This is a genomic window from Enterococcus sp., assembly GCF_032555305.1.
In the GTDB taxonomy this organism is placed as follows: domain Bacteria; phylum Bacillota; class Bacilli; order Lactobacillales; family Enterococcaceae; genus Enterococcus_A.
In genome coordinates this window covers 39,561-60,448 of sequence record NZ_JAWGOQ010000018.1, presented here as the reverse complement: position 1 = coordinate 60,448, position 20,888 = coordinate 39,561, and the positions used below count along the sequence as shown (strand labels likewise).

The following is a 20,888-nucleotide window of genomic DNA, read 5'->3' as shown; positions in this document are numbered from 1 at the left end:
TTTAAAACCTCCAAAATAGTTGTTTAATTAAAGAACGGATTTGTATCGATCTCATGACCGATTGTTGTTGCTTCACCATGTCCCGGATAAGCTGGAAGCTCACGAGGAAGGGTGAATAGATAAGTTTTGATGCTGTATAGTAATTGCTGCATATCGCCTGTATAGAGGTCTGTTCGGCCGATACTTCCTTTGAATAAGGCATCGCCGACTACGACAAAGTTATCAAAGATGAAGCTGACACTGCCGATCGAATGACCTGGAGTCGGTACAACTTGGAATGTCATATCTCCAATCGTGTATTCTTTCATTTCAAACTCATTTTCAGCTGGTTGAACGATCAGGTCAGGCATATTATCATGACGACCCAAGCCGGAAAGGTTTAAAATTGGATCCCCCAGCCAAGTCTGTTCTAGAGGACTAATATAAACAGGTATCCCATATTTATTTCTCAGCTGTTCAACAGCACCAATATGATCATAATGGGCATGAGTCAAAAGAATCGCTCGCGGTGTCTTGCCAATCCGTTTGATTTCATTGATCAAGCGGTCGCCTTCTGAGCCCGGATCAACAATCAGTAAATGATGTTCATTATGAATCAAATAGCAATTTTCTTGCGCGATACCAGTAACAAAACCTTCAATTTGAATCATTATTTTCCCCCTGAAAACTATAAATTATCTTACTTTGCTTTGATTCATGTACCTAATCTTGAAGAACAAGACAGTAGGAAAACCAGAATCATAAATTCCTTCTCCATTATACCTTAAAAGTAAAAAAATTGTGGCTTCCCTGAACGATTTTGATGTTTCGAATCAGCATTTGTCAAAATGACTTCATCAATCAGAAGGAGAAGTTATAGACGAATAAAACTTGACGAAGGACAGAAAATCTTCTATGGTGAAACAGCGCAATGATTTTAACATCCTACAAAGAAGCAAAGAACGAGGTGGCAAAATGGCAGTCAAAAAAATTGCGATTCGTGAACTAGTAGAATTTATTTTACGAAGCGGAAGTATTGATGAAGGAAAAAACAGCAATCATACACCTCAAGAAGGCGCACGGATTCACCGTAAATTGCAAAAAGAAGCAGGAGAAGGGTATCAAAAAGAAGTTTGGTTGAAGAAGCCAATCGAGATTGCGGAAACAGCCGTTCAAATTGAAGGGCGAGCTGATGGTATTTATATAGAAGAAGATAGAGTCTACATTGATGAAATTAAAACATCGGAAACACCTTTTGAGGAACTTGAGGCTGGAATCATTGATTTATATTTTTATCAAGCGATGGTTTATGCCTATATCTACAGCGAGCAGGAAGAATTAACAGAAATTGGTACTCGTTTGACTTATTTTCAAACTACTGAAGAAAAAATCACACGGCAGGTTCGTACGTTTACCTTTGCAGAGCTGACAGATTTTTTTAACGATTTGATCGAGCAGTATGAAAACTGGTTAGTCTTCCAGCTACAATGGCGAGAAACTCGGAACGATTCATTAAAAGCTTTAGCATTTCCTTTTGATACGTATCGGGCTGGACAAAGAGAGTTGGCTGCGGCGGTCTATAAAACGATTCATGCACAGCAAAAGCTATACGTTGAGGCACCTACTGGGACAGGTAAGACCATGTCGACACTTTTTCCTGCATTCAAGGCGATGGGAGAAGGATTAGGGGAGCGCATTTTTTATCTCACCGCTAAAACAATCACGCGACAGGTTGCCGAAGAAACAGTTACGAAGATAACGAAAAAAGATGCGCGAGTTAAAAGTGTCACTTTAACAGCAAAGGATAAAATTTGTTTTTTAACAGAACGTAATTGTACACCAGAGCATTGCCCTTTTGCGAAAGGGTATTACGATCGGGTGAACGATGGTCTTTGGGATATGTTGAATAATGATGATCAGTATACACGACCAGTGATCGAGGAATACGCGCGAAAACATGAGCTTTGTCCGTTTGAATTATCCTTGGACGTCAGTCGTTTTTGCGATTTAGTAGTAGGAGACTATAACTATCTATTCGACCCGACTGTCTACTTAAGACGCTTCTTTGAAGAAGAAAACAAAACGAACCTAGTCTTAGTTGACGAAGCCCACAATTTAGTCAATCGATCAAAAGAAATGTATTCTGCCAGTATTTCCAGAGAGAATATCGCTCAGATGCAGAAGGAATTAGACAAATCCTTTAAAAAACTGAATCGTGCGTTTACTCGAGTCGACAATGAGTTTGAATTGATCCATCAAGCATTAGATGGAGAAGCCTATCTTCATCAAAAAGCAGCACCGGAAAACTTGATCAATAGTTTGTTCAAATTGCAGGAACAGATCAAAGAATGGTTGGCAGAACATCCTGATCATCCAGCTCAACAAAAGATGCTGCCAGTCTATTTTGAGATTATTCGCTTTACACGAATGAGTGAGTTTTATGATGATCATTATGAGACGACAGTTGAGCATAAAAGTTATGATCTGATTGTCAAAGAGTATTGCATCGATCCATCATGGTTTTTAGAACAAACGATGGAGAAGGTTGGAAGTAGTATTCTATTCTCAGCCAGTTTTTCTCCTTTAGATTATTATCAGGAAGTTTTAGGCGGGGGCGAAGACAGCTTAACTTACCGTTTGCCAAGTCCGTTTCCAAATGAAAATCGTTTAGTCATGGTGGACGCCAGCATCCAAACGACCTATCAAAAACGAACCCAGAGCATCCCAAGAATTGCAGCATCGATTGAACGCCTTGTAAAAACTAAGACAGGGAATTATCTGGTTTTCTTCCCATCATTCCAGTATTTGGATCAAGTCGCAGATTATTTTCATGATGTTTACCCGGAATATTCGATCCAGATTCAAGGATCAAAATTAAACGAGGCGGAAAGAGAAGAATTCTTAGCCGCTTTTGTCGATCAGCCAAATGATACCTTGATCGGTTTTTGTGTACTGGGGGGGATTTTTTCAGAAGGCATTGATTTAGTTGGCGAACGATTAATTGGTACAGTCGTTGTTGGTGTAGGCTTACCGCAAATCAATCATGAACAAGAATTGATCAAAGAGTATTATGATGAAAAACGCAATCAGGGATTTAGTTACGCTTATCAGCTGCCGGGGATGAACAAAGTCATCCAAGCTGCCGGTCGAGTGATCCGAACGATGGAAGATCGAGGGATCATCTTATTGTTAGATCAGCGCTACACGAATCCACATTATCAAAACCTGTTACCGATCAGTTGGTCGGATCGCAAAGTTGTCTATGGTGCAGAAGACGTTGAAAGAACAGCACAGGATTTTTGGCAATCGAGAAAATAGGTAAAATGACTAAACAAGAGCTTTCATTACAGAAGGACAAAATAAAAATATCGCATATAAAATATTTATAAAACATCTTTGTTAAAGTAATTAGCACATAGACAGCCCTAGAAGAGATCAAACTAAAAGCCGACATTTTCTGTCGGCTTTTTTTAACGATAATTAGTAAATTGAACATCAATGGGTAAATCGATATTCTTTACTAACGCGATTACTTGCTGTAGATCATCTCGGCTTTTTCCAGTAACTCGTAGCCGATCTTCTTGTATTTGTGCTTTCACTTTAATTTTGCTGTTTTTAATTGCAGTAGTGAGTTTTTTTGCACTTTCCTTATCAATTCCATTCACTAACTCCGCAGCCTGGCGAGCATTTCCACCTAGCGCATGTTCAGAATCAGAAAATTGAATATTCTTTAGTGGGACCCCACGCTTGATCAACTTGCTGAACAAAACATCCTTGACTTGTTCGATTTTATATTCATCCTCAGCTTTTATCACCAGTTGATTTCCTTCTAGCTTGATATCAAATAGGCTTCCTTTAAAATCGAAACGATTTTTCAATTCCTTCAGGGCGATTTGGACCCCATTCTTGACTTCCTCTTTGTTCAGTTCTGAAACGATATCAAAGCTTGCATCCTTTGCCATAGACATCCTCCTTATTCCATTCGATCAGAATCTCATTAGTGACAATCGATATCCTGATCCTTTTCTTATAGTTTATCAAAAATTGCTAAGAAAGCTATGATTATTCTCCAATCAATTATTGAAAACGATTGATTATTGCGGAGTGAACCTGTTACTCTATTATAGGTTTGAATTAAAGGAGGAATTATCGGATGCAGAAGGTTATCAATTATACATCTAAGGATTTGACGAAAAAAATCCTTGTCATTTTATTTACCGGGCTGACTGGCGCGGTCGGCTTGAACTATTTCTTGATTCCAGCAAATGTTTTTTCAGCCGGGATGACCGGAATTGCTCAAATCGTTGAGCATTTACTGTCAAATACTGGTTTATCCATTGATACCGGGATTTTGATCTTTCTTCTGAACGTTCCGGTATTTATCTTAGGATTCATTAAATTAGGAAAATCTGCGATGATTTTAAGTTTTGCTAACGTCATCTCAATGTCAGTTTTCACGACCCTGGTGCCTGTTGGTCAAGTAACGGATAATGTTTTGATGAATGCCATTACTGGTGGTGTATTACTGGGCATTGGAGCAGGATTTTCTTTGAAGTTTGGTTTTACTACAGGCGGCTTAGACATCGTTTCCTTACTATTATCCAAAACGACTGGTCGAACAGTCGGAAATTATATGATGCTCTTAAATGGTGTGATTGTAGTGGTTGCAGGTTTCTTCTTTACTTGGGAGAGCGCCTTATATACGATTATTACGATATTTACTATGAGTACTGTTGTTGACTATGTTCATACTAGCCATCAGAAGATGACTGCCTTTGTTACTACAGATAAAAGCGTCGAAATGCGAGCAGCCCTGAGCAACGAACTGCTTCGAGGAATGACAGTCATCCAGGCACGTGGAGGATTTAGTTCTAGTGAACGAGAAATGATCATGATCGTTTTCACTCGCTATGAATTATATACGCTGAAACAAGTGGTTGCGGATGTAGATCCACATTCATTCACAAATATTGTGGCAACGGATTCTGTAGTGGGGACTTTCTTGACTCACGACGAACAACTACAAATAAAAAATTCGCAAAATAATAAATAAGGATTCTTAAATGAGAATAAACGGGTTTCAATTCTCATTTACAAAAGCCTTGAGATAGAGTAAAATACATCTTGAAACTCGAAAGGGAGTGGAGCAGGTGGAAGAGAACACACAAAAATGGACCGATGCAGAAGTAGCAGAAATCAAAGAAACTATTTTGACCGCTTTAGAGTCAGTTATTGACCCAGAGTTAGGTATTGATATCGTCAACCTTGGTTTGATTTATGAAGTAGACTTCGAACAAACTGGGAACACTGTGATCAAGATGACCTTGACCACTATGGGGTGTCCGTTAGCAGACATCTTAACAGACAATATTCAATCAGCATTGTCTGAGATTCCAGAGGTAACGAATGTAGAAGTGAAGCTCGTTTGGTATCCCGCATGGACAACGGATAAAATGAGCCGTTACGCACGAATTGCTTTAGGGATTCGCTAATTTAACAAAAGAATCTGTCTCCTCTTCCTTAAGAGGGGACTTTTTTTGCTATAATCGAGGAAAGGGGCGAGACTAAGATGGAAGATTATCAACTAGCAGATTATCTAGCCGCAAAGAAATCATTGTCTTCAACATTGCATAAAATTGAGCAGGCAATTGTTTCGCTAGAGGAGAAGCAAGCCACTGGGCGAAACATGAAGGCTCAAATTACCTTATCGCGAGAACGAGTGAAGGCACTGAGACTTTCACTTGCTTTGATTGAGCGAGAAATTACTAGATTGTCTTAAAAACAGATGCAGGACATAAAAAATGTGTTTTGCATCTGTTTTTTCTTTTTTAATATGACAGCTTATTGTCGCATTAGCATTGATATAGTTTTGGAAGAAAGGAAGGAAAGATATGCAGATTGAACGGTTGGTGCAAATGATCTTTTATATCGTTAGCCGGAAACAGGTCACTGCAAAAGAGCTGGCGGATTACTTCAGTGTTTCGACTCGCACGATATATCGGGATATCACGACGCTGACTCTAGCTGGAATCCCGATTATTTCAAAGAAAGGAACTGGTGGGGGTATTTCATTGATGGATGGATATGCTCTAAATAAGTCTTTTCTGACGAATGATGAGCAAGTCCAGATTTATCAAGGTCTGCAAATTCTTCAGGCTTCAAATTATCCGGATGCTGAACAGGCTTTAAATAAAATCGGTGCCCTTTTTGATCAGCCATTAATCAATGACTGGCTGGAAATTGATTTTAGTCACTGGGGCAGCAGCGATGATGAGAAAATCACGATCTCAGAATTACGCCGAGCCATTACCGAAAAGTATGTACTGACTTTTGAGTATTTCAATTCTGAGCTGCAGCGCTCCGAAAGAATGATTGATCCGCTGCGTTTGATTTTCAAATCACACGCATGGTATATCGTGGGTTATTGCCACACGAATAAAGCAATCAGAGTTTTTCGTTTATCTCGTATGAAAAGGCTCAATGTCACGAATACACAATTTGAACGAATACTGCCAGAGGATTTTTCTTTAGGTGAATCAACTTATACTATTGAATTTGTATCTTTCAAATTACTTATTGCTGCTGAGATGTCCTACCGATTATTCGATGAGTTTCACGAGGATCAGGTTGAGCGTTGTTCTGATGGAAGCTACTTAGTGACTGTTCAGTATCCTTTGAACGAATGGACCTATCATCGGTTGCTTTCGTTTGGGACGTATGTTGAAGTACTCGAACCTGCTGCAGCCCGGATTGAATTAAAAAAACGTGCAAAAAAAATCGCGTATCAGTATATAAAAGAGGAGGAAGACTAATGGAAGAATGGTTGTTTGTCATGATGATCAAGAAAACAAAAGAGTATCGTCGATTGAATAAAGCAGGAGTGACAGAGCATGTCGAAAATCTGCGGAAGCTGGATGAAGCGGGGAACATTGAACTAGCTGGAGCATTTAAGGGATTTCCTAGAATGGCCGGAATGTTCATTCTCAAGGCAAAAAGCTATGAAGAAGCAGAGGCGATTTGTCAAAAAGAACCTTTGATTGTCGCAGGGTATGCTACATATGAACTTCATAGGTTGCAAATTGCTAATAAAGAAAATAATTATTTATTATAGGAGAGGGGAAATAAAATGAAAGAAGGAAGTATGCTTTTCGTGCGAACCGATTATCGGACTGGAGAAGGCGAGGTTAGCGAACAAGTAGCGATGGATTCTGCCGCATATTTGAAGAAGCTTTCAGAAGAACGTTACTTAACAGCAGGAGTATTTGGTGATATGGCCACTGAGGAGATTGATGGCGCGATGATCATTTTTGAAGCGGAAAATTTAGCTGAAGCGAAGGCGATTTCGGAGGCTGATCCGGTGTTTCAAGACGGGGTATATCGTTATGAATTAAAGCAGTGGTATGTAATGGTTACGCCAACAGAGAAGTAATAAAAAAAGAAACGACGGTTGAGTGGTCGTTTCTTTTTGTTTTAAAGACCTTGGAACAGTTTCATTATAGCTTCAGCTCTTCTTCTGGTCGGTTCGTTTAACGATTCTAATTCTGTGCCAATCTCATTTGATGAAGCTTCTTTCAATAAGAGCAATCGATAGATTAAGCGTAAGTCCTGACGACGTACTTTTGGCAGATGCTGCAGCAATACTTGATTGAAGTCAGCATTCATCTGATTGATCCCGATCAATGGGTCTTTTTGAATAGTGTAATTAGTCAAATACCGATCAAAATCCTGTAGGGCAGAAGCAGCTTTCTCAGGTACGAACCCATTTGCCCATGCAGCAGTTACCAAAACAAAACTATCTGAATCAGAGAGGTCTTGCTGAAAGGCTGTGATGGTTGCGTTCAAAACTTTTTCTTGTACAGCCTCAAATACGTCTGGTTCATTTTGTTTCATACGCGAGAAATAATTGGTAAAACCATCACTATTTAACAAATTCAAATCAATTGCTTTGAACCAATTATAATAGTGAGAATTAATATATGAGTACGTGTTGTTTTTGTCCTGGCGTTGAATTTTTTTTAGATTTTCGATTGTTTTCATCAATTTTCCTGCTTTCTTTTTGCTTTTTTTAGAATGCAAACTTGAGTCAGTTTCAATTCTATATAATATAAGAAGTGTTACCCTAGTGTAGGATAGACTTGCACTGAAGAAGAATTTCTATAAGTGTCGATTTTATTCGATAATCTAATCGTCATTATACTACTTTTTATACGAGCCAATCTTTTTGCCTACTTTTTTGATTAAGTTATACTAAGAATAAGTCATAATTTTGAGAGGATATTTTATGAATGAATTAATTAATACATTTAGTGAAAGAAAAGACGATCTATTATCAGCGATCTTTGAACATTTAGCGATTTCTTTGAGCGCCTTACTGATTGCTATAGTGATCGCAATTCCGCTAGCGATATTATTAAGCCAACGGAAAAAATTAGCCGAGGTTGTTTTGCAAATTACAAGTATTTTGCAGACAATTCCTTCGTTAGCTTTACTGGGATTATTAATTCCTTTTGTAGGCATTGGTACTGTTCCAGCGCTGATTGCCTTAGTGGTCTATGCGCTATTACCGATTTTCCAAAATACTTATATTGGATTAGCCGAGATTGATCCATCGATCGAAGAAGCTGCTGATGCATTTGGAATGTCCCGAATGAGAAAACTAATGCGCGTAGAATTACCGATGGCAATGCCAGTGATTATTTCTGGTGTTCGAACAGCATTAGTATTGATTATTGGTACTGCGACATTAGCCGCTTTAATTGGAGCAGGCGGGCTAGGTACATTTATTTTGTTAGGAATCGATCGAAACGATCCCAACTTAACTTTAATCGGTGCGATCAGTTCAGCATTGTTAGCAATTATTTTTAGCACGTTGATCCGTTTCCTACAAAATCGTAGCGGGAAGGTCACATTAATTGCTCTAGGAATAATCTGTCTAAGTATCGGCGGCATTTTCTTTGCTCAGAACAATCCGATGGGTACTGAAACAGTAACGATCGCAGGAAAGCTAGGTTCAGAGCCAGATATTTTGATCAACATGTACAAAGAGGTCATCAAGGATGAAGATTCGTCGATTAATGTCGAACTAAAACCGAATTTTGGGAAAACAAGCTTCTTGTTTAGTGCCGTGAAAAGCGATCAAATCGATATCTATCCTGAGTTTACCGGAACCGTCTTAGAAAGTTTGGTTAAAGTACCGAAAAATACACCAGATGATTTGTCACCAGAGAAAACTTATCAAGAGGCGAATAAATTATTGGACGCGCAATTTGATATGCGCTTGCTAAAACCGATGGATTATGAAAATACCTATGCTTTAGCAATGAAAAAAAGCGAAGCTGAAAAACGGGGTATCACAAAAATTTCTCAATTACAAGGACAGCAGGATCAATTGAAAGCCGGCTTTACTCTTGAATTCATCGATCGTCAAGATGGTTATCGCGGAATTCAAGATAAGTACGGTGTGAAATTAAGCTCGGTTCAAAGTATGGAACCAGCGTTGCGGTATCAAGCTATCAATAATGGAGATGTCGATGTAATCGATGCTTATTCGACTGATAGTGAGATTAAACAATATGACTTAGTGACATTAGAAGACGATCGGCATCTCTTCCCTCCGTACCAAGGTGCACCTTTGATGAAGAAGGAATTTGCCGACAAGCATCCAGATATTGTCAAAGCCTTGAATCGTTTGGCTGGTAAAATCACAGAAGATCAAATGATCGAAATGAACTATCTGGTTAACGTGAAGAAAGAACAGCCAGCAAAAGTTGCTCATGACTTCTTAGTGAAAGAAAAGATCATTGGGGAGGAGAAATAGATGGAACCGATTATTGAATTTAAAGATGTTAGTAAAGAGTTCGAAGGCAATGTTGTCTTAAAAGATTTAAACTTTCAGGTTCGAAAGGGAGAAATTTTTGTTCTAGTTGGTCCTTCAGGAAGTGGTAAAACTACTTCGCTGAAAATGATCAATGGCTTGATCGAACCAACGGACGGCAATCTATACTTTAAGGAAAAACGAATCAAAGATTATAATATTCAAAAGCTGCGCTGGCAGATCGGTTATGTGCTACAACAGATCGCATTATTCCCAACAATGAGTGTTAAGGAAAACATAGAGGTAATCCCAGATATGCTTGGTTGGGATAAGGAACGACGCAACAAGCGTGTAGATGAGTTGTTGAAGGAAGTAGACATGGATCCAGAACAATTCAGAGATCGGATGCCTAGCGAACTCTCTGGCGGACAACAGCAGCGAATTGGAATCATTCGTGCACTCGCTTCAGAGCCGGATATTGTATTGATGGATGAACCATTCAGCGCTTTAGACCCAATTTCTCGTGCTAGCTTGCAGGACCTTGTCTTGGAGCTTCATCAAAAATTAGGTAACACGGTTATCTTCGTCACGCACAATATGAAAGAAGCTATGAAGATCGGCAGCCGTATAGCGGTGATGCACGAAGGGAAATTGATTCAATGTGATACACCGGAAGAAATCCAAAAACATCCTGCAAACAAATTTGTTGAAGAATTCTTCGACGAAACTACAGATGAAGTCTATACTCAAACGCTGGAGGCCTTATATAATGGCGGTTACTATCAAAAATCAGAAACTGCGGATTCAGCATTGTTGACCTTAGAGGTAGATACAAGTTTGAGTGAAGTTTTTGATCTATTGGCTGAGCATGATGCATTTGCCATGAAACATGACGGGAAAGTTATCGGCATCATCAACCGGAGCGATGTCTTCCGTTACTTAAGTCAGGAGGGGTAACATTGAAAAAATATGATGCAATCGTGATTGGCAGCGGACCAGCCGGAAATTCCGCAGCCTATGGTTTAAAGGAACAGGGGAAAAATGTAGCAATTATCGAGTCGGATTTATGGGGCGGTACTTGTCCAAATCGCGGCTGCGACCCCAAGAAAATGTTGATGAGCGGGGTAGAAGCTCAAAAACGAATCGAAACGATGATCGGTAAGGGCTTTGAACAAGCTCCAAAAATCGTTTGGGAAGATTTGATGACCTTCAAACGGAGCTATACCGATAGTGTTCCACAAAATACTAAGGATGGACTAGATGCTGCAGAAATTGATCGTTATCAAGGCCAAGCTAGCTTTATTGATGCCAATCAGATCGTTGTGGATGATCAAAACTTAGCGGCGGATCAATTCTTAATTGCAACAGGACAGCGTCCTTCAGTATTGCCAATCGACGGTCAAGACCTGCTGCAAAGCAGTACGGACTTTTTGGAATTAGAGCATTTGCCCAAGAAGATCGCTTTTATCGGAGCGGGGTATATCGCTTTTGAATTAGCGGTAATTGCTAGTGCTGCCGGTTCAGAAGTACACATTATTCATCATAATGATCATCCACTAAAAGAATTCGATCAAGATTTAGTGACTGATTTAGTTGAACATATGAAGTCAGACGGCATTCAATTTCATTTTAACGTGAACACGAAAGCAGTAGAGTTGCTGCATCCACAATATCGTATTACTGGCGAAAATATTGAATTGACGGCAGATATGGTGATTGGTGCAACCGGTCGAGTCCCTAATGTCGAAGGATTGAATTTGGAGAAGGCTGGCGTCAACTATGACAAACGTGGAATAAGCGTTGACGATCATTTGCGTACGTCACAACAAAATATTTTTGCCTGTGGGGACGTAGTCGCAAAAAGCCAACCTAAATTGACACCAGTGGCTGGTTTTGAAGCCGGTTATGTGGTAATAGCAATGAATGGTGAATCAGAAGAAATAGAGTACCCAATGATTCCAACAATCGTGTTTGGCGATCAACGGTTAGCTAGGATCGGTGTGAGTGAAAGAGAACTTGCTGCTCATCCAGAAAAATATCATTCACAAACGATGGAACTTTCTAGATGGTATACGTATCATCGAATTAATGACCAAGGAGCAAAAATCAAATTAATTTATGATGAAGAAGATAAAATCGCTGCAATCACTTGCTTAAGCCAGCTCGCTGATGAAGTTATCAATTATCTTTTGATCATCCTGACGAAGAAGATGACTCACGAAGAAGTAGAGAAATATATCTTTGCGTATCCCAGTCCCGCCAGCGATCTTTCATATTTTATTTAAAACAGAGGGCAACCTCTGTTTTTTTTTATGCAATTATGCTAAAGTTTACGAAAATACGTTCCCATGGTGAGAAAATGAAAACAACACTAACACAAGAAATCGAAAAAGCTCTATATTATTATTGTATCGAACTTGGCGGAATCGTCGTAGAAGAAGTCACTATGCCTGAAGAACAAGGCATCGTTGATACTTTGGCTTGTTTTTTTAAACCAAATTCTACTGAATGGCGCTGCTATGAACTAAAAGTAACCAAAGCTGATTTTTATTCGAAGGCTAAGCTTTCTTTTATTGGTCATTATAATTATTTTGTTTTGACAGAAGAATTGTATGAAAAAGTATCAGCTGATATTCCCAGTGACATAGGTGTATTAGTTTATCGTCCCTATTCACAGGCTGAGGATCTACCTGCCAATGGAACATTTTTCATCGCGAAAAAGCCATTGAGAAGAGAACTTCAAGTTGAAGAGACCGCTTTAACACAACGGTTTATGGCCTCATTATTTCGTGAGGTTCAAAAGGCGAAACGGATGTCATACGGTCCGAGTTTCTTCTCAACAGAGCAGCTCTATAAAGAATTGCGCAAACGTTTGGACGAAAAGGATAGTTTGCAAGAAAATAATTATTACCGGCGTTTTATAGAAGATGTCCAATCCGCTAGAATTGAAAGCTTAGAAGAAGAATTGCGGGCATTGGAACAGGATTATGAGTTTTTACGTCAACAAAGACAGGTCCGACGTCGACCAACTGAACCATTGGAGTGAGGCTATGTATTATCCATATCTAAGAGGTAAACAATTCGACTTGCTAGCGGTGAATACTTTGATCAAAGAAGCACGCTGGTCTGAAAGAATTCGTCCTATTATTGAACCAGTTCGAGATTCAGCGACATTGAAAAAAACGATCGAGCTCTTCGATCAAAATAATTATTGTTGTTATTTGATCACAAATCCTCAGGTAGGTACAGCAAAACTTTTTGCTGAAAAACGCTTCGAGTGGCAGCTAAGTTCACAATCGAGTGTAAAACCTGCAGAGATCATTACCAGAGATAATCCGTTTTTAGCAGATCTCTATTTATTCAATGCTCATTCTCCGCGAAAGCAGGAACAGTTACATATCAAAAATGCTGATATATCCATTATCCCAGATCAAGGAAGATTTAGAATTTTAGATGTACCAAATAAAATTTTACTCAGAGAAGCTTTTCAGATGAAAAAAAATGTTGCCAATTATGCTGAAAAGGTGGATGATTTTTATAGCGACGAACACCTTTATTTAGATTCTAAATCAAAGGGTTTTAGCGATTATACAATTGAAGGTAGTCGTTATTTTGATAAAGGTGGTCCCAGTCGTGCAATCGCAATTCATATCAGTTATTTTGATGCGTATCTTAATTTAAGGATCAAACATTTTGTGTCTGACAATAATGAGAGCGCAAAAGATCAAGGAGGTAAATTTTTCGAGGCATTAGAAAAATTATTTGAATGGTATTCCCGCAATCAAGATCAGTTACTACTAACACTTGGTTTAGAGGAGTTATTACACTATCGGGAAAGTAAAAAGTTTCCTGGGTTGGGAACGATCAAAAAATGGTCATTAGCACATCATTTAGAATTGCTTGGTGCATTTTTAGAGCAAGGTGATCATTGGCAGAGAGGGTGGAAAAACAATGGGGTATGAAGATGAAGATTTTATCGTCAGACAAGCCAAGCAAATGGGAGAGCTCTTAGGCGGTATAATGGGTAAAAAAGATGCTGAAGCTCTTTTATCTTTTGGCAATGAGGCGAAGACTAGTGATTTAAAGGAACAAGATTTTGATTTCCGCTTAACAACGTTAGAAGACGTACCAGCCATCGGAGTCATAGTCAACGAAGCGAAACAATATTTAAAAGAACAAGGATCACCGCAATGGCAAGATGGGCATGAACCCCATGAGGGAGTGATTCGTGAAGATATGCGTAAAAAAGCCAGCTATGTACTGACTTTGAAAGGCGAGATTGTTGGAACCGCAGCATTGATTGCGGGGAAAGATCCCGTTTATGAAGCCATCGAGGGCAAATGGCAAGGTGATCAACCTTATGTGTCCTTGCATCATGTGGCAGTCAGTCAAAAATATCGCGGGATCGGCTTGGGTAAAACGTTATTGACCGCATCAATCAAGCAATCACAAGCACTAGGCTTTGAAGACATTCGAATTGATACATATCCAGCTAACAAACCGATGCTCTCATTAATCGATAAGCTCGGATTCACGTATTGCGGAATGATTCATTTCCCATTCGAACATGGAGAACGCAAAGCATTTCAGCTAATTCAGCGCTTGGCATAACTGATCCAGCATGTCATCTAATGATGCTTCACCATTTATTTCGATTAGATTAGGGAACTTTTTTAATCGAGCAAGACTATCTTGGTCTTCTTGAAAAATCGCTAGTCGTCGATCTAGCTCTTCAACAGTTGCTCTTTTTTCAAGACGTGCGATCATGGTTTCTTGTGAGATATTGATCCAGATAGGCACCATTTGATCACCAAATAGACGGTACAAATTAATAAAACCTGTTGTTGTGATTGGGTCATAACAATCGCCAGCGGCTAATGCTTCTTGTAATGTTTCTTTAGCAATGCCATAAAAATGGTTATCATACACATCATATTCGGCGAATTGATCACGATTCACCATCTGTTTGAATTCTTTTTTTGAGATAAAGAAGTAGTCACGCCCGTGTTTCTCACCATCGCGTGGAGCACGTGTCGTATAAGAAATGATTTTTTGGTCAGGAGTAAAGGCTTTCTCAGCTAAACTAGTTTTTCCTGAACCGCTCGGGCCAATGAATAAGTAGCAATGATTCATAGTTAATCACGTCCTTTTTTATAGTATAAAGAAAGAGGGCAAAAGATGCTAGGGAGGGGACCCTATATGGAGAGAAGTACACGGAATAAAAAACAAACAAATAAACTGCCGATTATTATTATCGGTATTATCATTTTGGCTGTCGCCGGTTTCTTTGGTGTACGCGCCTATCAAGCAAGTCAAGAAAAAAAACAAGGAGAAGCAACAGTATCCGCGTTTGTTAAGAGTTTGGAAAAAGGCAAGTATCAACAGCTGCCAAAGAATTTAAATGCCAAATCAATCAAAGATAGTGGCTATACAAGTAAACAAGTCGTAGAAAAATATCAATCAATCTTTTCCGGTATCAGCGCATCAAATATCAAGATGAAAAATTTGAGTGTTGAGAAAAAAGACGATCAGTATCAATTTTCATATGAATTATCGATAAACACTGGTTTTGGACAATTAAAAAATCAAAAATATTCTGGTACTTTAACAAACGGTGGCAAGGAGATTAACTGGAAACCAAATCTGATTTTTCCAGGCATGTCTGGCAAGGATAAGATTAATTATTCAGTGGACCCAGCAACACGAGGGGAAATCCTTGATCGTAATGGGCAGGCGATAGCAGCCAACGGAACAGTCTACCAGTCAGGAATCGTACCGAAAAATCTTGGTACTGGAAATGATCGTACAGCAAAAATCGAGACAATTGCTAAAAGCTTAGACATTACTACTAAAGATATTGAAGCAGCTTTAACACAAGGTTGGGTACAAGATGATTTCTTTGTTCCACTAAAGACCACAGCGGATGCTCCAAAAGATATGCCAGATGGTTTAGAAGTTAAAGAGACAACTGGTCGGACTTATCCATTAAAAGAAGCAGCGGCACAACTGATTGGGTATGTGGGTAAAGTAACTGCTGAAGATATGAAGAAGAATGATGATCTCGCAAGCGACAGCTTGATTGGTCGCAGCGGGTTAGAGATGGCTTTAGACAAACAATTACGAGGAAAAGATGGCGGCTCATTAGCAGTCACTGACAGTGAAGGCAATGAGAAGAAAGTATTACAAAAAATCGAAAAAAAAGATGGCGAAAATGTCAAATTAACAATAGACAGCCGTGCGCAGCAAATCGCCTTTAATGGATTAAACGGTCAAGCTGGGTCCAGTGTTGTCATGGCACCTAAGACGGGGGATTTGTTAGTAGCTGCTAGTTCACCAAGCTTTGATCCGAATAAAATGACTAACGGCATCAGTCAATCAGATTATGATTCCTATAATAACGATAAAAATCAGCCTTTCATGAGCCGTTTCGCTACAGGTTATGCGCCTGGTTCAACCTTTAAAACCATCACAGCAGCAATTGGTTTAGACTCGGGCACCTTGAATCCGGATGAAGAATTAGCAATAAATGGTTTAAAATGGCAAAAAGACAGTTCATGGGGTTCCTATCAAGTTACGCGGGTATCTGATGTTAGTCCTGTTAATTTGCGGACGGCATTAGTCTATTCGGACAACATCTATATGGCTCAAGAGACGTTGAAAATGGGAGAAAAAACTTTCCGTGCGGGTCTAGATAAATTCGAATTTGGAAAGGATTTTGATTTGCCGATCGCAATGAATAAGTCGCAGATCTCAAATGAAAAGAGTTTTAATTCCGAGATCCTATTAGCGGATACAGGATATGGCCAAGGGCAATTGCTATTGAGTCCAATTCAGCAAATTACCGCTTATTCAGTTTTTCCAAATAAGGGAACGATGGTTTATCCTAAACTGATTGCAGACAAAGAGACAAAGGACAAAAAAGAAGTAATCAAAACAAGCTCAGCGGAAACGGTCGCTAATGACATGCAGGCGGTGGTTAGTGACGAAAACGGCACTGCTCACAGTTTAGCAGCTTTGAATATCCCGCTCGCTGCCAAAACAGGAACAGCTGAAATCAAACAAAAACAAGATGAAAAAGGTCAAGAAAATAGTTTCTTATATGCTTTCGACTCAGAAAAGCAAAATTATTCAGTCGTTGAATTCCTTGAAAATAAGCCAGAGGGAACTTCAGCAACTGACCTATCGAAAGACTTGTTAAACTACTTGAATCAAACGTATCAATAAAATACTTGTCTGAAAAGCCGTTGCTTGGTAATATAACCAAGAAGGACGGTGTCTTATGAACAAGCGACAACGAAAAAAACAAGCATACAAACAATACATTCGGGCTATTTTTGAAGGCTACGAAACGATGCTGGAAGATTCCAGTATCAAAGAATTGCATTTCAGTTATTTGAAGGAAACGACTTACTTGGAACGCGACGACCAAGATAAGATTCATTTTACGACCAAAGAAAAATAGTTGTATTTGAACTTCTCAACAGAATTTGTTGGGAAGTTTTTTTAAACCATAGAAGACCAATTTTTACCTCCAACTTAAGACCGAGAAAAAGCTTAAGAGATTCTAAGTTTTGTAAATAATTATTTAAGCAAAAGGGTTCTGAGTTAGTAAAAGAACCCAAATCGGCTAAAATGGTGATATCAAGAAACAGGAGGCAATATTATGAAATTTCATAAATATATTTTACTAACAGGATTAGGCCTGGCACTAGGAGCTGGTTTGCTAAGCAGTACGAACGCTCATGCTGATTCAGAGGACGGAGCAATCAACGAACGGTGGGGAAAGCCGACGTTTGTCGCTGGAGCTGGCTTGAATCAAACACAACTAGATGAAACGATGAATAAATTAGGAATCACTCAAGACAGTGTAAAGATGGAAAAAGCTACTGGCGCTGATCTGGTGAAATACCTAGGCTACGGCAGCGGTGATGATAGCGTTATGTTGAGTTCTGTCGTGGTGAATCGTGAAGATCAGGGGAAAGGGATCAATGTTAAAATTCTGACACCAGAAAATATTACCCAAATCACTGCTGATCAATACAAAAATCCCTTAGTTACTGCCGGTATTACTGATGCAACAGTTAAGGTTGCCAGTGTCGTAAAAGTAACAGGTGAAAGTGCTTTGACTGGTGTTTATAAAGCTTTTGAATCAAATGGTGAAACTGTCGATCCAGAGCGAGCACAATTGGCTCAAACTGAACTTGATACGACATCAGATGTTTCGCAATCGGTTGTCAATAAAGCGAATGAACAGAGTCAAAATCAAAACTTGTCTGACAGTGAAAAAGAAAAAGCAGATGAAGCTTATAAAGCGCAATTGAATCAAACACTGGTTGATATTAAGAAAGAGTTAGCTGATCTTAAAGAAAAACAAGGAGAATTAGCAACCAAAGATGACGTCGAAAAAATCGTTAACGACGCATTGGAAAAAAATAATTTATCACAATATGTTACAAAAGATGATATCAGTAAATTAGTTGCCTTAGCACAACAGTATCAAACGACTGATGGTGTATTAGACAAAGAATCTATTCAGCAGCTAGACAAAATCAGTAACGACTTTAAAGGAACTGTCAATAAAGTATCCGATCAATTAGGAAAATTCGGTGATTCACTGAAAGGTACTTTAGAAGAGAATCAAGGATTTTTTGCAAACTTATGGCAGCAAGTTAAAGACTTTTTTAGCGGATTAACAAATTAATCAAAAAGATTGTGTCATATTTTCAGATAGACACAATCTTTTTTTACTTCCTCCAACAGTTTATGCTTATCATTATGACTCCACTGGGGTAAAATAGAGGAGTGGTGTCTAATTCTCAAGGAGATATGATAATATTTTTTCTTCCCAAGAGTAAGATCAATAATAATTATGGTAATATTTATTATATAGTTAACTATTAAAATGAAGGAGGGTCTTAGATGGAGACTCCAGAAAAACAGGAAGAACTTCATACTGAAACATCATTTGATTCAGTGAAGGAATCTGCTTCTGATGTGTTAGGTGGGTTGATGGGGCAGATCAAACGGTTGGAAGAAGCAATGAAGGAAGAACGTATGGGCGACGTGTACCAGATCTATTGGAATGAATTGCCCGCTTCAATCCAACAATCCAGCAATGCGAATCACGAAATCGATAATTTTTTGACAAGCAAATTGGATCAAGAAATTCAAAGGACGTTCCCATTTATGATCATGCGGGATATCATTTCACCAATTCTAATCAATTACCAAATCGGTAGCTATTACCGCGAACGTTCGGTATTGCAGGTGGATGCGACACAACCAACTATAAAAATATTACCTGAAATTCGTGATCAATGGGAAAGGGTCATGAAAGGCGAATATAAAGAAAAATTATTAGAATTACAAGACCAGCAAGATAATTTTGATGCGAAGACAATCGCGGCTCAATCGGAATTACGGGAAATAAACGGGAAAATCGCTCATCAAGAAAAGCTGAAGGCGGAATTGGAAGAAACAAAAACTTTTATGAACCGCAAAAAAATCGAAGAAGAAGTCGAAGTGATTGACGGCAAGTTGAAAGAGCTGAAGAAACAACGTAATGAATGGACACCTTTTGTTGGGGATCAGTTGTCTGGCGAATCACAAAAAATTGCTTTAGAAAGCAAAATCGCCAGTCTTGAGTTAGAGCAAGCAGTTGCATTGAAGGAATTACGCTTAATCAAAAAAAGGTTCGGCGGTTTAGAAGAAATGGATGCCGCACTTGAGATTTTTATCAAGGATTTTTTAAACAGGGGGGCGGAGTAAATGACCGAAGAGAAGAACAAAATCAATCAAATATACGATGCGCTGGTCGAATCAGAAGAACCAAGTTTAAACATTCGCGAAAAAGAAATTCTTCACCCCGAAGAACCAATGGAAGAATCAATTGAAACTTTTAAGGCGGCACCATCAGCTAAACCAGTCAGTGATTCTTCACTAAACTATTATGATAATCGGAATGAAAATTATCAGGATCTGCTGCGCTTGATTGAGGATGCCGAAAAAGAGATTGCTGATCTGAAATTCAGAAAAGTTTTGATGGAATCTGATTTTCCAACATTGCTGGATTACTTTAAGAAAATTTTTGTTGATGAAGAGTTTTCAATCTCCGCCATCGCAAAAGGAGCTCTGCTGGAATATTTTACATTTGAATTGATCAAACCGCTAGAAAACTACGGGTTGCATCTTTCAACGAATGATTTTTCTACTTGGGAAAGCAAACATTTTAACCTTTCTTATCGATTAACAAGTGCGAATGTCATTAATTTTAGTTTCATGATGCCAACCTCAGATGGTAAATTCCGTAATGAAAAGATCAAACTGATGGAAGTCTATCCGGAATCGATGACTGTAACAGTTTTGAACGACGCTGTTTTAACCTTGCTTAAGGATTGCTATAATAAGCATATCTATACTAGCGGTCAAAATTCTATGTTCAGTCGTGAAATGAATGACGTGATGGCCCACATGAAGGAGCTAGGGTTTGATTTTGATGACAACCTTCTGGACAACAGCAAGCCTTTAGACCTGTCAGTAGACCTTCATCACAAAACACCAATCGATGTACTGGACAGAATCTTCATTACGACAATGAATAATGACAATTACGACTTCAAGAAAGTCGGAGAACACAGCTATCTGGTCGCTTTGGATGGTAATCAGACGGTGACGATCGAACAAAGTCCCAAAGATGAATCCAGCAGCTTGAAATTGAATACAGATCGCAAAAATAAATCGCTGATCGAGTTCTTTGGCACATACCCGTTCTTAGTGCCGCTAACGATTACTAATGATTAATAATGAAACAACACCTGTTGCACCAAAACTACTTGGTAAACAGGTGTTGTTTTTTTAAGATCGAATCAGTGCAAAATATTTTTATAAATCGAATAGACATATTCCAGATATAATTTGACCGAAAAAGTTACTCTTATTTTATTTGGAATAGGCGTTTCATAATCAGTTAAATACGCTCTTCTCTTTGAAAAAAATTAATTTTTCAGGCTTTTTTTGTAGGAAATCACGTTCACTCGTGAAACTCCGCAAATCCTATGATATACTTTGAAAGTTGATATGAAAGAAGTATCAAGTT

At 38.8% G+C, this 20,888-nt stretch carries 22 protein-coding genes; 18 read left to right on the top strand and 4 right to left on the bottom strand.

All coding sequences use genetic code 11. The annotated features are described in order from the left end of the window. Positions 1–23: 23 nt before the first annotated feature. Complete coding sequence (locus tag E6139_RS13835; protein WP_316403656.1) at positions 24–650, bottom strand: MBL fold metallo-hydrolase; 627 nt, start codon at positions 648–650, stop codon at positions 24–26. 304 nt (positions 651–954) lie between these two features. On the opposite strand from E6139_RS13835, the gene E6139_RS13830 reads away from it, so the two are divergent. Further along, the gene (locus E6139_RS13830; RefSeq protein ID WP_316403655.1) at positions 955–3,297 is read left to right on the top strand and encodes a helicase C-terminal domain-containing protein; all 2,343 of its coding nucleotides are present in this window, start codon (positions 955–957) and stop codon (positions 3,295–3,297) included. A gap of 152 nt (positions 3,298–3,449) precedes the next feature. Here the strand turns inward: E6139_RS13830 and E6139_RS13825 are convergent, their stop codons facing one another. Then, the gene (locus E6139_RS13825) at positions 3,450–3,941 is read right to left on the bottom strand and encodes a YajQ family cyclic di-GMP-binding protein (RefSeq protein WP_316403654.1); all 492 of its coding nucleotides are present in this window, start codon (positions 3,939–3,941) and stop codon (positions 3,450–3,452) included. A gap of 191 nt (positions 3,942–4,132) precedes the next feature. On the opposite strand from E6139_RS13825, the gene E6139_RS13820 reads away from it, so the two are divergent. The 6 genes from E6139_RS13820 to E6139_RS13795 all read left to right on the top strand — a co-directional run bounded on the left by E6139_RS13820 (position 4,133) and on the right by E6139_RS13795 (position 7,408). Then, complete coding sequence (locus E6139_RS13820; protein ID WP_316403653.1) at positions 4,133–5,032, top strand: YitT family protein; 900 nt, start codon at positions 4,133–4,135, stop codon at positions 5,030–5,032. 97 nt (positions 5,033–5,129) lie between these two features. After that, a complete protein-coding gene (locus E6139_RS13815; protein ID WP_010739126.1) occupies positions 5,130–5,471 on the top strand; it encodes a metal-sulfur cluster assembly factor in 342 nt (113 codons plus the stop codon). Between the two features lie 77 nt (positions 5,472–5,548). Continuing rightward, positions 5,549–5,758, top strand: coding sequence for a hypothetical protein (locus E6139_RS13810; RefSeq protein WP_316403652.1), 210 nt, complete (start codon positions 5,549–5,551; stop codon positions 5,756–5,758). Positions 5,759–5,870: 112 nt separating this feature from the next. After that, complete coding sequence (locus E6139_RS13805) at positions 5,871–6,791, top strand: YafY family protein (protein ID WP_316403651.1); 921 nt, start codon at positions 5,871–5,873, stop codon at positions 6,789–6,791. Beyond that, entirely contained in the window at positions 6,791–7,090 is a 300-nt protein-coding gene (locus E6139_RS13800; RefSeq protein WP_316403650.1) for a YciI family protein, read from the top strand. Before E6139_RS13805 ends, E6139_RS13800 begins: the two co-directional genes overlap by 1 nt. A 15-nt stretch (positions 7,091–7,105) precedes the next feature. Continuing rightward, on the top strand, positions 7,106–7,408 hold the full coding sequence (locus tag E6139_RS13795; RefSeq protein ID WP_316403649.1) for a YciI family protein: 303 nt from the start codon (positions 7,106–7,108) through the stop codon (positions 7,406–7,408). 41 nt (positions 7,409–7,449) lie between these two features. Here E6139_RS13795 and E6139_RS13790 read toward each other — a convergent pair whose 3' ends face one another. Next, the gene (locus E6139_RS13790; protein ID WP_316403648.1) at positions 7,450–8,016 is read right to left on the bottom strand and encodes a hypothetical protein; all 567 of its coding nucleotides are present in this window, start codon (positions 8,014–8,016) and stop codon (positions 7,450–7,452) included. 244 nt (positions 8,017–8,260) lie between these two features. Between E6139_RS13790 and E6139_RS13785 the strand changes: the two genes are divergently transcribed. From E6139_RS13785 to E6139_RS13760, 6 genes are all read left to right on the top strand, one after another. Then, the gene (locus E6139_RS13785) at positions 8,261–9,796 is read left to right on the top strand and encodes an ABC transporter permease/substrate-binding protein (protein WP_316403647.1); all 1,536 of its coding nucleotides are present in this window, start codon (positions 8,261–8,263) and stop codon (positions 9,794–9,796) included. Beyond that, positions 9,797–10,750: an ABC transporter ATP-binding protein gene (locus E6139_RS13780; RefSeq protein ID WP_316403646.1), complete on the top strand. Its 954-nt coding sequence runs from the start codon at positions 9,797–9,799 to the stop codon at positions 10,748–10,750. Positions 10,751–10,752: 2 nt separating this feature from the next. Then, the gene (locus tag E6139_RS13775) at positions 10,753–12,078 is read left to right on the top strand and encodes an NAD(P)/FAD-dependent oxidoreductase (RefSeq protein ID WP_316403645.1); all 1,326 of its coding nucleotides are present in this window, start codon (positions 10,753–10,755) and stop codon (positions 12,076–12,078) included. Between the two features lie 74 nt (positions 12,079–12,152). Next, complete coding sequence (locus E6139_RS13770) at positions 12,153–12,839, top strand: hypothetical protein (RefSeq protein WP_316403644.1); 687 nt, start codon at positions 12,153–12,155, stop codon at positions 12,837–12,839. A gap of 4 nt (positions 12,840–12,843) precedes the next feature. Then, positions 12,844–13,755 (top strand): sce7725 family protein, encoded by a 912-nt coding sequence (locus tag E6139_RS13765; RefSeq protein WP_316403643.1) that lies wholly within the window; start codon positions 12,844–12,846, stop codon positions 13,753–13,755. After that, the gene (locus tag E6139_RS13760; RefSeq protein WP_316403642.1) at positions 13,745–14,404 is read left to right on the top strand and encodes a GNAT family N-acetyltransferase; all 660 of its coding nucleotides are present in this window, start codon (positions 13,745–13,747) and stop codon (positions 14,402–14,404) included. Before E6139_RS13765 ends, E6139_RS13760 begins: the two co-directional genes overlap by 11 nt. On the opposite strand, the gene E6139_RS13755 is transcribed toward E6139_RS13760, so the two are convergent. Beyond that, positions 14,384–14,926, bottom strand: coding sequence for a guanylate kinase (locus E6139_RS13755; protein ID WP_316403641.1), 543 nt, complete (start codon positions 14,924–14,926; stop codon positions 14,384–14,386). The two genes, E6139_RS13760 and E6139_RS13755, sit on opposite strands and share 21 nt — an antisense overlap. Before the next feature lie 66 nt (positions 14,927–14,992). Between E6139_RS13755 and E6139_RS13750 the strand changes: the two genes are divergently transcribed. The 5 genes from E6139_RS13750 (at position 14,993) to E6139_RS13730 (ending at position 20,593) form a co-directional block, all read left to right on the top strand. Next, on the top strand, positions 14,993–17,017 hold the full coding sequence (locus E6139_RS13750) for a penicillin-binding transpeptidase domain-containing protein (RefSeq protein ID WP_316403640.1): 2,025 nt from the start codon (positions 14,993–14,995) through the stop codon (positions 17,015–17,017). Positions 17,018–17,072: 55 nt separating this feature from the next. After that, a complete protein-coding gene (locus E6139_RS13745; protein ID WP_316403639.1) occupies positions 17,073–17,255 on the top strand; it encodes a hypothetical protein in 183 nt (60 codons plus the stop codon). A gap of 201 nt (positions 17,256–17,456) precedes the next feature. Next, positions 17,457–18,494 (top strand): DUF1002 domain-containing protein, encoded by a 1,038-nt coding sequence (locus E6139_RS13740; protein ID WP_316403638.1) that lies wholly within the window; start codon positions 17,457–17,459, stop codon positions 18,492–18,494. Positions 18,495–18,712: 218 nt separating this feature from the next. Continuing rightward, positions 18,713–19,561: a hypothetical protein gene (locus E6139_RS13735; protein ID WP_316403637.1), complete on the top strand. Its 849-nt coding sequence runs from the start codon at positions 18,713–18,715 to the stop codon at positions 19,559–19,561. Further along, a complete protein-coding gene (locus tag E6139_RS13730; RefSeq protein WP_316403636.1) occupies positions 19,562–20,593 on the top strand; it encodes a hypothetical protein in 1,032 nt (343 codons plus the stop codon). It abuts the gene before it with no gap. The last annotated feature ends 295 nt before the right edge of the window (positions 20,594–20,888 follow it).

Coding starts and splice junctions, on each gene's coding strand:
- E6139_RS13835 (WP_316403656.1), bottom strand. CDS start 650: ATGATTCAAATTGAAGGTTTTGTTACTGGTATCGCGCAAGAAAATTGC.
- E6139_RS13830 (WP_316403655.1), top strand. CDS start 955: ATGGCAGTCAAAAAAATTGCGATTCGTGAACTAGTAGAATTTATTTTA.
- E6139_RS13825 (WP_316403654.1), bottom strand. CDS start 3,941: ATGGCAAAGGATGCAAGCTTTGATATCGTTTCAGAACTGAACAAAGAG.
- E6139_RS13820 (WP_316403653.1), top strand. CDS start 4,133: ATGCAGAAGGTTATCAATTATACATCTAAGGATTTGACGAAAAAAATC.
- E6139_RS13810 (WP_316403652.1), top strand. CDS start 5,549: ATGGAAGATTATCAACTAGCAGATTATCTAGCCGCAAAGAAATCATTG.
- E6139_RS13805 (WP_316403651.1), top strand. CDS start 5,871: ATGCAGATTGAACGGTTGGTGCAAATGATCTTTTATATCGTTAGCCGG.
- E6139_RS13800 (WP_316403650.1), top strand. CDS start 6,791: ATGGAAGAATGGTTGTTTGTCATGATGATCAAGAAAACAAAAGAGTAT.
- E6139_RS13795 (WP_316403649.1), top strand. CDS start 7,106: ATGAAAGAAGGAAGTATGCTTTTCGTGCGAACCGATTATCGGACTGGA.
- E6139_RS13790 (WP_316403648.1), bottom strand. CDS start 8,016: ATGAAAACAATCGAAAATCTAAAAAAAATTCAACGCCAGGACAAAAAC.
- E6139_RS13785 (WP_316403647.1), top strand. CDS start 8,261: ATGAATGAATTAATTAATACATTTAGTGAAAGAAAAGACGATCTATTA.
- E6139_RS13780 (WP_316403646.1), top strand. CDS start 9,797: ATGGAACCGATTATTGAATTTAAAGATGTTAGTAAAGAGTTCGAAGGC.
- E6139_RS13770 (WP_316403644.1), top strand. CDS start 12,153: ATGAAAACAACACTAACACAAGAAATCGAAAAAGCTCTATATTATTAT.
- E6139_RS13765 (WP_316403643.1), top strand. CDS start 12,844: ATGTATTATCCATATCTAAGAGGTAAACAATTCGACTTGCTAGCGGTG.
- E6139_RS13760 (WP_316403642.1), top strand. CDS start 13,745: ATGGGGTATGAAGATGAAGATTTTATCGTCAGACAAGCCAAGCAAATG.
- E6139_RS13755 (WP_316403641.1), bottom strand. CDS start 14,926: ATGAATCATTGCTACTTATTCATTGGCCCGAGCGGTTCAGGAAAAACT.
- E6139_RS13750 (WP_316403640.1), top strand. CDS start 14,993: ATGGAGAGAAGTACACGGAATAAAAAACAAACAAATAAACTGCCGATT.
- E6139_RS13745 (WP_316403639.1), top strand. CDS start 17,073: ATGAACAAGCGACAACGAAAAAAACAAGCATACAAACAATACATTCGG.
- E6139_RS13740 (WP_316403638.1), top strand. CDS start 17,457: ATGAAATTTCATAAATATATTTTACTAACAGGATTAGGCCTGGCACTA.
- E6139_RS13735 (WP_316403637.1), top strand. CDS start 18,713: ATGGAGACTCCAGAAAAACAGGAAGAACTTCATACTGAAACATCATTT.
- E6139_RS13730 (WP_316403636.1), top strand. CDS start 19,562: ATGACCGAAGAGAAGAACAAAATCAATCAAATATACGATGCGCTGGTC.